Here is a 13,684-nt window from a genome sequence, read left to right as displayed (position 1 = left end):
AATGGCTAAAGAGAAATTTGAACGTAATAAGCCGCACGTAAACGTAGGAACGATTGGTCACGTAGACCATGGTAAAACTACTTTGACGGCGGCGATTTGTACAGTACTAGCAGACGTGTACGGTGGTGCAGCACAAGCATTTGCAGACATCGATAACGCTCCAGAAGAGCGTGAGCGTGGTATTACTATCGCGACGTCACACGTTGAGTACGAAACACCAGCACGTCACTACGCACACGTAGACTGCCCAGGCCACGCTGACTATGTTAAAAACATGATCACCGGTGCTGCACAGATGGACGGCGCTATTTTGGTGTGTTCAGCAGCAGACGGCCCGATGCCACAAACACGTGAGCACATCTTGTTATCACGTCAGGTAGGTGTACCGAAGATTGTTGTTTTCTTGAACAAGTGCGACATGGTAGACGACGAAGAGTTACTAGAGTTGGTAGAGATGGAAGTGCGTGAACTTCTAGACCAATACGAATTCCCAGGTGACGACACGCCAATCATCCGAGGTTCAGCGTTGAAAGCTTTGGAAGGTGACCAAGGTCCACTAGGTAAAGAAGCGATTGTCGCTTTAGGTGAAGCTCTAGATACTTACATTCCAGAGCCAGAGCGTGCAGTAGACAAGCCATTCTTGTTACCGATTGAGGACGTATTCTCGATTTCAGGTCGTGGTACGGTAGTTACAGGCCGTGTTGAAAGCGGTGTTGTAAAAGTTGGTGAAGAGATTGAAATCGTTGGTATCAAAGATACGACGAAGACAACCGTTACTGGCGTAGAGATGTTCCGTAAGTTGCTTGACCAAGGTGAAGCAGGCGATAACGTAGGTGTTCTTCTACGTGGTACGAAGCGCGACGAAGTAGAGCGTGGTCAAGTATTGGCACACACTGGTACTATCACACCTCACACACGTTTCGAAGCAGAAGTTTACGTATTGTCGAAAGATGAAGGTGGTCGTCACACACCATTCTTCAAAGGCTACCGTCCACAGTTCTACTTCCGTACAACTGACGTAACGGGTGCTGTAGAGTTACCGGAAGGCGTAGAGATGGTTATGCCAGGCGACAACATCAAGATGGATGTTGAGCTGATTGCACCGATTGCGATGGACGAAGGTTTACGCTTCGCGATTCGTGAAGGTGGCCGTACTGTAGGTGCGGGTGTTGTATCTAAAATCCACGAATAAGATTTTAGAGTCACAGCAAGTTTTAAAGGGCACTTCGGTGCCCTTTTTTATGAAAGTGGTTTTTATAAAAAAATATAGAGTATAAGAATAGCTCTTTGGCTTACCTAGACTTTGGAATAAGTTCTTGCCACACCCTACGGGCATCTTACGGGTTCAAATCTTTCTAAAAGGTGTTCTCCACATTTTGTAACAAAATGTTTCGGGAGGGATTCGAAACAGTCTCAAATCAGTTTGCTATATTTGTGCTCTGCAAACAGTTTTTATATTGTATTTCAAATGCTTATTATAGCGCTCGCTTAATAAATCAATAAGTTAGAGTTACTTGAATCAGATGTTAGAAGTATTAGATATAGTAATGCCTAAATTTTATTGTTGCCAATTCAGTTATATTAAATCAGTGGCTTATATCGTTTTAATGCAAATATGCATTACTTATATTAATCAAACTGTTGCCTCGTAAAAAAAGTCGTGCTAGCTTTTTAGTTGCGGTAGAAACATTTGTTGGCTTGAGCATGTTAGGAATGATGTGCGCGACAGGGTGCTCTTCAAGCCTTCTTCTGTATTTCGTACGCCAAGAACTGGTTATGCGTTTTAACTGGAAAGTTACAAGGAGTTTGGTAATGAGTGTGAAAGCATCATTATTTAATATGTGCATACCGAGGTATCTTTTACTGTTCGATGAAATGATACCTTTAGCCCCTTTATATCCGAAATTCTACCGTTCTAGCCTAAGGCAACTTCATCCTTCCTGACCCCCAAAAAACTAACCTTACAAAAGAAAGATTTCAATTTTGCGCTATTACAACGCGCGTGTAGGAGGAAGAATGAAAGGTTTGCTTAACAATATTAATAAACAATTATTGGCATTATTTTGCTTAACAATGTTGTCGTTGCCGGTATTGGGAGCTGACAATGATGGAGATGGTTTAGACGATGATAGCGCCGATAATTGCCCCGCAGTCTATAACCCCAATCAGGAAGATACCGATGGTGATGGGAGCGGAGATGCTTGCGACAGTGATGATGATGACGATGGCATATTGGATACGAATGATAACTGCACGCTGATAGCAAACCCAGGACAGGAAGATAGCGATGGAGATGGAATTGGAGATGCTTGCGATCCGGATGTCGCGACTTGTGGGACCGGTGAGCGTTACCAGCCGGTTATCACTCCAAACGCGGTTGTTTCAAGTGGTGATACTGGGTTGACTTGCTTGCTGTGTGATGTTGCCAATGAAGGTAATGTTATTGATGTCGATTTGACCAACGCTGCTAGAGTTTCAATCCCGATTGGCTTAACGGGGAGCGCTTTCATCCAAGTAGAAGATACTTCGCAAATCTATACAGGGAATAATACAGCAGGTTTTATTCTTGAAACTCCGGGTACACTGTTGGATTTGACATTATTAGAAACGATCACAGTGACCACTTTATTAGATGGTGTTCGCCAAGAAAGTTTTACTGGATCAAATTTGTTAACACTAAACTTGTTAGATGAGGCTGATCAAGCATTTGTCGCATTTGATGCGACGTTAGACTTTAACCAAGTAAGAGTAAACGTTGGAGGGTTAGCAAGTGTGCTTAATCAAGTTGATGTTTATTCTGCCTGTGTCGGTTTAACTCTCAACGATAATGATGGTGATGGGATTGATGATAGTGTCGATAATTGTCCAACGATTCCAAACCCAGGGCAAGAAGATGTCGATGGCGATGGTATTGGCGATGCTTGTGATTCGGATAATGATGATGATGGTATTGATGATGGCGTCGATAATTGCCCTGTAGCAAATAACCCTCTACAAATAGATACTGACGGAGATGGTTTGGGTGATGCCTGTGATCCTGATGATGACAGTGACGGTGTTAATGATGACTTGGATAATTGCCCTCTGGTCAGCAATGAAGAACAAACAGACACCGATGGAGACGGTCAAGGTGACGCCTGTGATGCTGATGATGATGGTGACGGTGTCGAAGACGGAGTCGATAATTGCCCAATGACCAGTAACCCTGGCCAAGAAGATACAGATGGTGATGGCGTCGGAGACGCTTGTGACGACAGCACGGATAGTGATGGTGACGGAATTGATGATGGGTTGGATAACTGTCCTGCTATAGCCAATCCTGAGCAGGAAGACCTAGATGGTGATGGAGTTGGTGATGCTTGTGATAACGATGATGATGGCGACAGCATCAATGATGATGTTGATAATTGCCCTCTGACCCCGAACGTTGAACAGGTAGACACTGATGGTGATGGTCAGGGCGATGCATGTGACAGTGATGACGATAATGATGGTATTGAAGATGATGTCGATAATTGTCCGTTAACGAATAACCCATCGCAAGAAGATAGTGATTTAGACGGTATCGGAGATGTCTGTGATAGCGATAATGATAACGATGGAGTAGATAACGACGTTGATAACTGCCCTGCAGTACCTAATCGCGGGCAAGAAGACCGCGACAGTGATGGAATCGGGGATGCATGTGATATTGATGATGATGATGATGGTATTAATGATGGTGCAGATAACTGTCCTGTAACCAGTAATCCAAACCAAGAAGATCTGGATGGTGATGGCATCGGTGATGCTTGCGACCCTGATGATGATGGTGATGGCGTTAATGATGGTGTCGATAATTGCCCTGTTAATAGTAACCCAGGGCAAGAAGATTTAGATGGTGATGGTATCGGTGACTTGTGTGATGACGATATCGATGGCGATGGCATTAATAACGGCAGCGATAATTGCCCTTCTAATAGTAATCCTCTGCAAGAAGATACTGATGGTGATGGTGTTGGCGATGCTTGCGACTCTAACAATGACTCGGACGGAGACGGCATTGATGATGGTGTTGATAACTGTCCTGTGGTAGCTAACCCCAATCAGGAAGACTTGGATGGTGATGGCATTGGTGATGCTTGCGACCCTGATGATGATGGAGACACAGTCAATGATGGCGTGGATAATTGTCCATTAGTTAGTAATACTGATCAGACAGACACCGATGGTGATGGTCAGGGTAATGCCTGTGACAATGATGATGATGATGACGGTATTGATGATGGTGCTGACAATTGTACGATCGTCAATAATCCTGGCCAGGAAGACTCTGATGGCGATGGTTTAGGGGATGCCTGCGATGCCAATAATGATAGCGACGGTGACGGTACCGATGATGGTGTGGATAACTGTCCAGCTACGCCAAATCCTGGACAGCAAGATACTGATGGAGACGGTGTTGGGGACGCCTGTGATAGCGACGATGATAATGATGGTGTAAACGATGGACCAGATAATTGTCCTTTGGTTGCTAATGCAGAGCAGGTGGATACTGACGGAGATGGAATTGGTGATGCTTGCGATAACGATGATGATGAAGATGGTGTCAATGATGGCGTTGATAACTGTCCTCTAGCGAGCAATCCTAATCAAGAAGACGCTGATGGAGATGGTGTTGGTGATGTTTGTGATACCAACACGGATAGTGATGGTGATGGCATTGATGACGGCGTTGATAACTGTCCTGCTGTCAGCAACCCAGGTCAAGAAGACACAGATGGAGATGGTGTCGGTGACGCTTGTGACGACGATGACGATGGGGATGGTGCTGATGATAGCGTTGATAACTGTCCTGTTGTCAGCAATTCAGATCAAACCGATACAGATGGTGATGGAGTTGGTGATGCCTGTGATGCGGACTCTGATGGGGATGGTATCGAAGATGACGCTGATAACTGTCCGTTAGTACAGAACCCTGGGCAGCAGGATGTTGATAATGATGGTGTTGGCGATGTTTGTGACGTCGATGACGATAATGACACCATCGACGATGAGATTGATAATTGTCCTGCGGTATCAAACCCTAACCAAGAAGACGCTGATGGGGATGGCATTGGGGATGCTTGTGATGACTCTAATGACCAAACCGATAGTGACGGTGACGGTGTTGACGATAATACCGATAACTGTCCTGCTATTAGTAATCCGAATCAAAGAGATTCTGATGACGATGGGATCGGCGACCTGTGTGACAGGGATGGCCTAGATACAGCTGTGTCTGGCGGTGGTAGTAACTCTTTATTCTTGATATTGATGTTAGGAGTATTCATGCTTTATCGAAAAGCTAAAAAAGATACTTTCAAAAGTGTCAGTGTTTGCCTTATGGCATTAGTAGGGTGTGTGCTTATTACGCCGAATGCTAGTGCGAATGAAGGCGAAGCCTACAGTTGGTATGGGGGGGTAGGTTATGGTTTTAGCCAAGTAGATCCTGAAGGAGGTAGCATGGGGTGGAGCACATCCGATGATACTGACTCAGGCTTTAAGGTTACTGCTGGGACTCAAATTAACGAGAGCTTTGCCTTGAATCTTAGTTACAATGATTTGGGTGAGGCTGGACTAGGCAATAGCAATCCTGCAGTAACGGAAAGGTCAGGCGTAGAATATAAAGTCTACGCATTTATGGTTGATTATGCACCTTGGACTTTTAAAGATGGTGTAAACTTTTATGGAAAATTTGGTGTCTCGTCAATAAAAAATGAGGTCACTAATCAAGTTAGCTTTGATGGTTCAGATATTACACCAGCATATGACGATAAGACGGTGACTCAACTGGCGCTTGGTTTAGGGGTAAAGTGGGACTTAAGTGATACTTTCTTCATGAAAACCGAGCTTGAACGATTTGATCGGGATGCGTACTTTATCAGTCTTCAGGTCGGTGGGTACTTTTAACAAATAAGTGAAGGTTTTCCCGCTTAGTTATTCTAAAGCCCTCTATATTGAGGGCTTTTTTTTGGCCAAAGGCTAACGGTGAGTCTGTTAGTCAGACCCTACTATTTTGAGAAACAGTTGACGAACGAGTGTGATAGTGTCGAAAGATTTTACATGTCGATGAGTTTAGTATGACAATCTGTGTCACTCATAATATGTATGAATAATGATATCAAAAATACAAGGGAGCATTTTTCTTGGACTGCTCTTTTTCTTAACGGCGTGTGGAGGCGGGGGCGACAGCGAAGAGTCTAATACACCAGATCCTGGGGCTGGTGAAGACCCTCCGGCTCATGTAGAGCCACCGAGCTCAGGTAAGGCATCCCGTTTTTTACAACAAACAACGTTCGGTGCAACGCCTAGTTCGATTCAGCGAGTGGTTGATTTAGGCTATGAGGACTGGATTGATTGGCAAATGTCGCTATCGACTTCAAGACATACAGCTTATTACAACCGTTTCAATTACAACCCTGATGATACCTGGAGCTTGTATGTTGATGCGTGGTGGCACCGTTCCCTGAAAGCGGAAGATCAGTTGCGGCAGCGAGTAGCATTTGCTTTGAGCGAAATTTGGGTGATTAGCCAATATGGCGTAAGTTCTGGTGGCGTTGAGGGGAATCGTTCCTTGTCCAACTATTATGATATTTTGCTTGAGCATAGCTTTGGTAACTATCGAGATTTGATGCAGGATGTCACGCTTAGCCCTGTGATGGGCGAATACTTGAGTATGTTGCGGAATCGCAAGCCAGATCTAGAGCGGAATATTCGTCCAGACGAGAACTATGCACGTGAGTTAATGCAGCTATTCACAGTGGGCTTAGTCGAGCTCAATCTTGATGGTAGCCCAAAGCTCGACTCTCAAGGCAATACCATCCCTACTTACGATCAAGAAGATATTGAAGGTCTTGCACACGTCTTTACCGGCTGGACATGGCAAAATGCCGAGACTTTTTGGTGGTGGAGCGAAAGTCGTGACTTAGAAAGTCCGATGAAGGCATTCCCGGAATTCCACGCCGAAGGTGAAAAGCGAATTATCAATGGTGGTGTTATTCCAGCGGGACAGACTCCGGAACAAGATTTACAGCAAGCGCTGGATCATATTTTTAACCATCCCAATGTGGGCCCCTTCGTTTCTAAACAATTGATTCAGAAGTTGGTCACTAGTAACCCATCGCCAGACTACGTAGAGCGAGTGGCGACAGTGTTTAATGATAATGGGGACGGTGTGCGTGGTGATATGGCAGCGGTGGTTAAAGCTATTTTGTTGGATGATGAGGCGGTGACAGGAGTTGCATCACACGATAAGCCTTTTGGTAAGCTGAAAGAGCCTATCTTAAAGTTATCGGCCTTTTGGCGTGCCTTTAACGCGAACACCGGCTCGGGAACATTCGAATTTCGATGGGTCGATAGTGACTTTGGGCAAGGCCCGTTAAAATCACCGAGTGTGTTTAATTTCTTTTCCCCTAACTATCAGCCGGCGGGCACCTTAAAAGATGCAGATATCACCGCGCCAGAATTTGAAATTCATACCGAAGGCACTATGGCTAAGATGACGAACCATCTGCATTGGCGTTCGTTGAGCATGAATAATTTTGAGCGTACTTCTCCGGACGCTAAAGATATCATCGTGAATTATAACAGGGAGCGTGACTTGGCGAGCTCAAGCCATGAAGAGCTGATCGAGCATCTTAACATTCTATTGCTCGCTGGCAGTATGAGTGATCGCATGAAGACCGTGCTGACTGACTATTTAGCCACCATCAGCGACGATGATTATGAACGTAAAGCGATAGAAGCCGTGTCATTAGTCATCACATCACCAGAATTTGCCGTGCAACGATAGGAGCCTAAGAATGAAAAGAAGAGATTTTATCAAGTTAGGCTCTGCGGCTATTGCGACCTCAGGGTTGATGAACATTAGTCAAAGCGCTCATGCGCTTAATATTCCGACGGGGGATTACAAGGCTCTGGTCTGTATTTTCCTATTAGGGGGTAACGATGGTTTCAATATGGTGGTGCCGACCAGCAACTTCGACTATGACGAGTATGCTGCTTCGCGTCAAAATATGGCAATCCCCAAAGCGGACTTGTTGCCTGTGTCACCGATTTCTCATGGTGGCAGTAGCTTTGGCTTCCACCCACAACTTTCTGAGTTAAAAGGTCTGTTTGATAGTGGACGTGTGGCAGTTATGTCCAACGTCGGGAATTTAATAGAGCCGTTATCTCGGCAGCAATTTCTTGAGCGGAGTAAGTCCTTGCCGGATCAGTTGTTTTCACATAATGACCAGCAGGATCAATGGCGTTACGTAGACCCACAAGTTCAAAAGTCTGGGCTGGGTGGGCGTGTGATGGACTTGGCAGTGCCGAATAACCAAGACCCACTTTTGACAGGTATTGCTATCGATGGTCGAACCAACTGGCTTAGTAGCCAGCTCAATTTGGATTTATCGATTGGACGTAATGGTTTTGATCAATATGGCTACATTGCATCGGATAAGAACTGGACTCAAGACCGCCGAGCGGCCTTTAGAGAATTACTGAATAACAATTATAACGACCCTTTTATCGACGAGTTTAAAGGATTGCAGTCCAGAACCATGGAGCTCGTCGAGCGAGTCGGCGCACAGATTGATAATGTTCCTGACTTTACCACCGCTAAGCCGGATAGTCGTTTGGCGACACAGCTTGAAATGGTCGCGAAGCTGATTGCGATTCGAGCTGAACTCGGTATGGAGCGTCAGGTATTTTATGTCGGCATGGGTGGCTTTGATACCCACGATGGGCACATTACTCGTCAGCAGGAACTGTTTACTGAACTTAGCCAGAGTATGAGTTATTTCTACGATGTCACCACGGAGCTCGGTGTGCAAAACAATGTCACTAGTTTCACCAGTTCAGAGTTCGGTCGAACCTTAACCAGTAATGGCGATGGTACCGATCATGCCTGGGGAAATCACCAATTAGTCATGGGTGGTGCCGTTCGTGGTGGTGATATTTATGGTCAAGTGCCAAGCCTTGAAATTGACGGTCCTGATGATGCCAATAACGATGGTCGCATCATTCCAACCACCTCGGTAGAACAATACATGGCAAGCCCGCTGCGTTGGTTTGGTTTAACCGATAGCGAGCTGAATAGCGTGATGCCAAATCTGTCCGCATTCAACGCCAACGCTGTGGACTTTATGCTTTAGTTTGACTCTCTGAAACCTGTGTTAGTCTTTTTAGCCCCTTTATTAGGGGCTTTTTTCTAGCTGTAACATTTTGCATCTATGTGAATCTAATCAATGTGATTGTTCTGATCCTATCAATTAATGCCCAATTACATTTTTTGATGTTTTAATCAATGGGAGGTGCCGACACGATGAACTGGCATGATGTAATTTCATACGCAAACAATGGTAACCCTCAAGGTCCTCGAAAGGTATCTAAGTCTGAAGCGGAGTGGCAGCAACAGCTGTCTGCCGAGCAGTACCGCGTGATGCGCTTAAAAGGCACGGAGCGAGCGTTTGCTGGCGAACATTGCAACGTGTTTGAAGCTGGAATCTATGCCTGCGCTGGTTGTGGCGAGAAGCTGTTTGATGCTAATCATAAATTTGAATCGGGCTCAGGCTGGCCGAGCTTTACCGAGCCTTTGGCAGTTGGTGTGATACGCTATGATATGGATAATACTTATGGCATGACACGAATTGAGGTCAGTTGTAATGTTTGTGAAGGGCATTTGGGCCACGTTTTTCCTGACGGCCCTGAACCGAGCGGCTTGCGTTTTTGTATTAACTCAGTGTCTTTGATAAAAGCGTCGGAAAAAGAGGAGGGTGCTAATGACTCATAAAGCTACGTTTGGTGGTGGCTGTTTCTGGTGTGTTGAAGCTGTGATGCAACAATTAAAAGGTGTTGAGTCCGTAGTATCAGGCTATACCGCAGGCGATACCGATAACCCAACCTACCGAGAAGTATGCTCTGGGGAGTCTGGTCATGCCGAAGTGGTTCAGGTGACATTCAATCCTGACGAGGTGAGTTTTCGTGATTTGGTTGAAGTTTTTCTGACATCACACGATCCAACCCAAGTCGATGGGCAGGGCGCCGATATTGGCACTCAGTACCGCTCAATGATCATGTACCATACCGATGAGCAACGGCAGGTCGCAGAGGAAGTCATGAACGAGATGGCGCCTCTTTTTGATGCTCCTTTGGCAACAGAGTTAGTGGCTGAAGAGACCTTCCACCGGGCGGAGGACTATCACCAAGATTATTATGCCAATAACAGTCTGCAACCTTATTGTATGGCGGTGATTAACCCAAAATTGAACAAATTGCGTCAAAAACACGCGGATAAATTAAAAAGCACCTAGATGCAACGTCATCAACACAAGGAGTCACTATGAAAGCTGTATGGAATAACGTGATAATTGCGGAATCGAAAGATACGATCATTGTTGAGAATAATCATTACTTCCCGCCAGATTCCATTATTACCGAGTATTTTTCGCCATCAGAGCACAAAACTGTGTGTTCGTGGAAAGGAGAGGCCCACTATTATGATATAACGGTAGCAGGGCAGACCAACCATGATGCTGCCTGGTATTACCCACAGCCGCTACAAAAGGCGGAGCCAATAAAAGGCTACATTGCTTTTTGGCGCGGGGTAGAGATTGAAGGTTAAGGCTATTAACTGAGGAGGCGTTAGTGACCTATCAAGCAATTCATCATCCTATGGAAAACCTGTTCACGGTCGTGTTGGATCAGGGGCATGAAGCAAAAGTCACCTATACTCAGCAGGGCATGACGTTGCACTTGAACTATTCTGAGGTTCCAGAAGCGCTGCGTGGCAAAGGCTATGGCAGCGTTATGATGGAAGCTGTATTGCATGCGATTGAACAAGAAGGCTTTAAAGTGGTACCAGAATGCTCTTATATCAAGCATTACATGGATACACATAAAGACTGGGCGCACCTTAGAGCCAGTTAAGCACCTTTTAAATGTCGAGAGTAGCGTGACTTCAGTTTGGCCAACTTGGGGTCAATATAGGTCTTACAGAAAGGCTTATCTGCATGTTTTAAGTAATACTGCTGATATTTTTCGTCATTGAGTTTAAAGTCACGGAAAGGTAGTACCTGAGTGATGTAGCGCTTGTCATCAGCGTTGGCCAATTGAGCGATAAGCGACTTGGCTTCCGATGCTTGAGCAGGGTTAAACGTATAGACAGCACTGCGATACTTTTCCCTAAAGGCATGCATTGATGTGCTGCTATGAGTTAGTAAGTGAATATGAATTAGATCTTTCATTGGGATGGCGTCAGGGTCAAAGCGGAGTAATACCGCTTCGGAAAAGCTACTCGCATCGCCATCTGAGGCAATCCAACCTTGCTTGACGTCACTAACCCCCTTCAGATTAGCGAAAACAGCTTCTGTGCACCAGTGACAACCGCCGCCAAACCCAATGTGTTCCTTCTTTACGGTCATTATCTTTTTTGAAAAACCCTAAATAATCTATACTATAAGGTAAGAGTGCGGAACCAAAGTAATGTTACAGAATGGCCCGTAACGCTTGAAATTATTTAGGTTTCTGCCTTGCAATCCCTTTTCCGATCCCCTATAATTCGCGTCCCTTTGTAGGCGTAACGGCCACAATTAGGGTTGTTCTTGCGAAGCAATCTCAGACTTTATTGCAAAGTAAGTTATTGATTTTGCTAACAACAGGCTCGATTTGAGTCTGAAACAAGTTTGGTAACCGCACCCCTCACGAGTAGTAGGGTGGAGCGGTTTTTTATGTTCTTTTAATTAATAGTGGAGTTCTTTGCAATGGCAAAGCAACGTATTCGAATCAGATTGAAAGCGTTTGATCACAAGTTGATTGACTTATCGACTTCAGAGATCGTAAACACCGCTAAGCGTACTGGTGCACAGGTTAAAGGTCCTATTCCTTTACCGACGCGTAAAGAGCGCTTCACCATCTTGACTTCACCACACGTGAATAAAGATGCACGTGATCAGTATGAAATTCGTACGCACAAGCGTTTAGTGGACATCATCGAGCCAACAGAAAAAACTGTTGATGCGTTGATGAAGTTGGATTTGGCAGCTGGTGTTGATGTTCAAATCAGCCTTACTTAAGGCAAACATCAGTAGCAAGGTTATAACCATTTCGGTTGAGGTTTAAAACATGGCTATCGGAATAGTAGGTATAAAACGAGGTATGACTCGTGTCTTCACTGAAGACGGCGTGTCTATCCCGGTTACCGTAGTAGAAGCCGACCCAAATCGCATCACTCAGCTTAAAACAGCTGATGTTGACGGTTATGAAGCGGTTCAAGTCACTACAGGAAGCCGTAAGGCAAACCGTATCAGTAAAGCAGAAGCTGGACATTATAAGAAAGCTAATGTTGAAGCTGGTCGTGGTTTGTGGGAGTTCCGCGTGGACTCATTGGAAGGTTTCGAAGTTGGCGGTGAAGTCAAAGTTGAAGTTTTCGAGGAAGGTCAGAAAGTTGACGTAACTGGTACCTCTAAAGGTAAGGGTTATGCTGGCGCAATTAAGCGTTGGAACTTCCGCGGTCAAGACAGTACACACGGTAACTCATTAGCACACCGTGCACCTGGTTCAATTGGTCAAAACCAAACTCCAGGTCGTGTATTTAAAGGCAAGAAAATGTCAGGCCACATGGGTGCTGAGCGCGTAACGGTACAAACTCTAGAAGTTGTACGTGTTGACGCTGAGCGCAATTTGTTATTAATCAAAGGTGCCGTCCCAGGCGCTACTGGCGGTGATGTGATTGTACATCCTGCTGAGAAAGCCTAGGCCAAGAGGAGTTGACTATGGAACTTAGTTTGACATCTGGCGGCGCAATAAAGGTTTCTGAAGTAGCTTTTGGCCGTGAATTTAACGAGTCATTAGTTCACCAAGTAGTAGTTGCATATATGGCAGCTGCTCGTGCCGGAACACGTGCACAGAAGAACCGTAGCGCTGTAAGCGGTGGTGGTAAAAAGCCATGGCGTCAAAAAGGTACAGGTCGTGCCCGTGCTGGTACTATCCGTAGCCCATTATGGCGCAAAGGTGGTGTAACTTTCGCTGCGCAACCACAAGACTACACTCAAAAAGTTAACCGCAAAATGTACCGCGGTGCGATCCAAAGCATTCTTAGTGAATTGGTTCGTCAAGAGCGTTTGATTGTAGTAGAAGAATTTGCTGTTTCAGCTCCAAAAACAAAAGAGCTGGTTGGCAAGTTAAAAGAGTTAGATGCAAAAGAAGCGTTGATCGTGACTGAAGAAGTTAACGAAAACCTATTCTTAGCGTCTCGTAACTTACACAAAGTTGACGTTCGTGACGTTCAAGCAATCGACCCTGTCAGCCTAATCGGCTTTGACAAGGTTGTCATGACTGTCGCGGCTGTTAAGAAAGTAGAGGAGATGTTGGGATGAACCAAGAGAGAATCTTAAAAGTTCTTCTAGCGCCTCACGTTTCTGAAAAAGCGACGATTTTGGCTGAAAACGATAACCAATTCGTTTTCAAAGTAGCTAAAGACGCTAACAAGCGTGAAATCAAAAAAGCTGTAGAAACTTTGTTCGAAGTGGAAGTTGAAAGTGTTCGCACTTTGAACATGAAAGGTAAACGTAAGCGTTTTGGTCTACAAGAAGGCCGTCGTCCAAACTGGAAAAAAGCTTACGTCTCATTGAAGCCTGGTCAAGACCTTGACTTCGCAGGCGGCGAGTAACAAGGAGAT

13 protein-coding genes are annotated in these 13,684 nt (G+C 45.2%); 12 read left to right on the top strand and 1 reads right to left on the bottom strand.

Going from position 1 to position 13,684, the window contains the following annotated elements; genetic code table 11:
- Position 1 precedes the first annotated feature (1 nt).
- The 8 genes from tuf to KFK88_RS09120 all read left to right on the top strand — a co-directional run bounded on the left by tuf (position 2) and on the right by KFK88_RS09120 (position 10,935).
- Positions 2–1,192, top strand: a complete 1,191-nt coding sequence (tuf, locus tag KFK88_RS09155; RefSeq protein ID WP_223578778.1) for an elongation factor Tu — start codon at positions 2–4, stop codon at positions 1,190–1,192.
- Positions 1,193–2,016: 824 nt separating this feature from the next.
- Positions 2,017–5,931 (top strand): thrombospondin type 3 repeat-containing protein, encoded by a 3,915-nt coding sequence (locus KFK88_RS09150; RefSeq protein WP_223578777.1) that lies wholly within the window; start codon positions 2,017–2,019, stop codon positions 5,929–5,931.
- Between the two features lie 205 nt (positions 5,932–6,136).
- Positions 6,137–7,813, top strand: a complete 1,677-nt coding sequence (locus KFK88_RS09145; protein WP_223578775.1) for a DUF1800 domain-containing protein — start codon at positions 6,137–6,139, stop codon at positions 7,811–7,813.
- Positions 7,814–7,823: 10 nt separating this feature from the next.
- Positions 7,824–9,161 carry a DUF1501 domain-containing protein gene (locus KFK88_RS09140; RefSeq protein ID WP_223578773.1) on the top strand — a complete coding sequence of 446 codons (1,338 nt, stop codon included), beginning with the start codon at positions 7,824–7,826 and terminating at the stop codon, positions 9,159–9,161.
- Between the two features lie 170 nt (positions 9,162–9,331).
- A complete protein-coding gene (gene msrB / locus KFK88_RS09135; RefSeq protein ID WP_223578764.1) occupies positions 9,332–9,799 on the top strand; it encodes a peptide-methionine (R)-S-oxide reductase MsrB in 468 nt (155 codons plus the stop codon).
- Entirely contained in the window at positions 9,789–10,319 is a 531-nt protein-coding gene (gene msrA, locus KFK88_RS09130) for a peptide-methionine (S)-S-oxide reductase MsrA (RefSeq protein WP_223578762.1), read from the top strand. The genes msrB and msrA overlap by 11 nt, the downstream gene beginning before the upstream one ends.
- A gap of 29 nt (positions 10,320–10,348) precedes the next feature.
- The gene (locus KFK88_RS09125; RefSeq protein ID WP_223578760.1) at positions 10,349–10,630 is read left to right on the top strand and encodes a DUF427 domain-containing protein; all 282 of its coding nucleotides are present in this window, start codon (positions 10,349–10,351) and stop codon (positions 10,628–10,630) included.
- A gap of 23 nt (positions 10,631–10,653) precedes the next feature.
- Entirely contained in the window at positions 10,654–10,935 is a 282-nt protein-coding gene (locus tag KFK88_RS09120; RefSeq protein WP_223578759.1) for a GNAT family N-acetyltransferase, read from the top strand.
- On the opposite strand, the gene KFK88_RS09115 is transcribed toward KFK88_RS09120, so the two are convergent.
- A complete protein-coding gene (locus KFK88_RS09115; protein ID WP_223578758.1) occupies positions 10,932–11,429 on the bottom strand; it encodes a peptide-methionine (S)-S-oxide reductase in 498 nt (165 codons plus the stop codon). The two genes, KFK88_RS09120 and KFK88_RS09115, sit on opposite strands and share 4 nt — an antisense overlap.
- A gap of 339 nt (positions 11,430–11,768) precedes the next feature.
- Here KFK88_RS09115 and rpsJ point away from each other — a divergent pair, with 339 nt between their 5' ends.
- The 4 genes from rpsJ to rplW are packed head-to-tail and all read left to right on the top strand — an operon-like array spanning position 11,769 to position 13,675.
- Positions 11,769–12,080: a 30S ribosomal protein S10 gene (rpsJ, locus tag KFK88_RS09110; RefSeq protein WP_223578757.1), complete on the top strand. Its 312-nt coding sequence runs from the start codon at positions 11,769–11,771 to the stop codon at positions 12,078–12,080.
- A gap of 49 nt (positions 12,081–12,129) precedes the next feature.
- The gene (gene rplC, locus KFK88_RS09105; protein ID WP_223578756.1) at positions 12,130–12,762 is read left to right on the top strand and encodes a 50S ribosomal protein L3; all 633 of its coding nucleotides are present in this window, start codon (positions 12,130–12,132) and stop codon (positions 12,760–12,762) included.
- 17 nt (positions 12,763–12,779) lie between these two features.
- The gene (rplD, locus tag KFK88_RS09100; RefSeq protein WP_046561882.1) at positions 12,780–13,382 is read left to right on the top strand and encodes a 50S ribosomal protein L4; all 603 of its coding nucleotides are present in this window, start codon (positions 12,780–12,782) and stop codon (positions 13,380–13,382) included.
- Positions 13,379–13,675, top strand: a complete 297-nt coding sequence (gene rplW, locus KFK88_RS09095; RefSeq protein ID WP_223578755.1) for a 50S ribosomal protein L23 — start codon at positions 13,379–13,381, stop codon at positions 13,673–13,675. Before rplD ends, rplW begins: the two co-directional genes overlap by 4 nt.
- Positions 13,676–13,684 lie beyond the last annotated feature (9 nt).

The organism is Kangiella taiwanensis (assembly GCF_020005165.1).
In the GTDB taxonomy this organism is placed as follows: domain Bacteria; phylum Pseudomonadota; class Gammaproteobacteria; order Enterobacterales; family Kangiellaceae; genus Kangiella; species Kangiella taiwanensis.
Note: the sequence above shows the minus strand (reverse complement) of the source record. Positions and strands in the feature narration are given on the sequence as shown.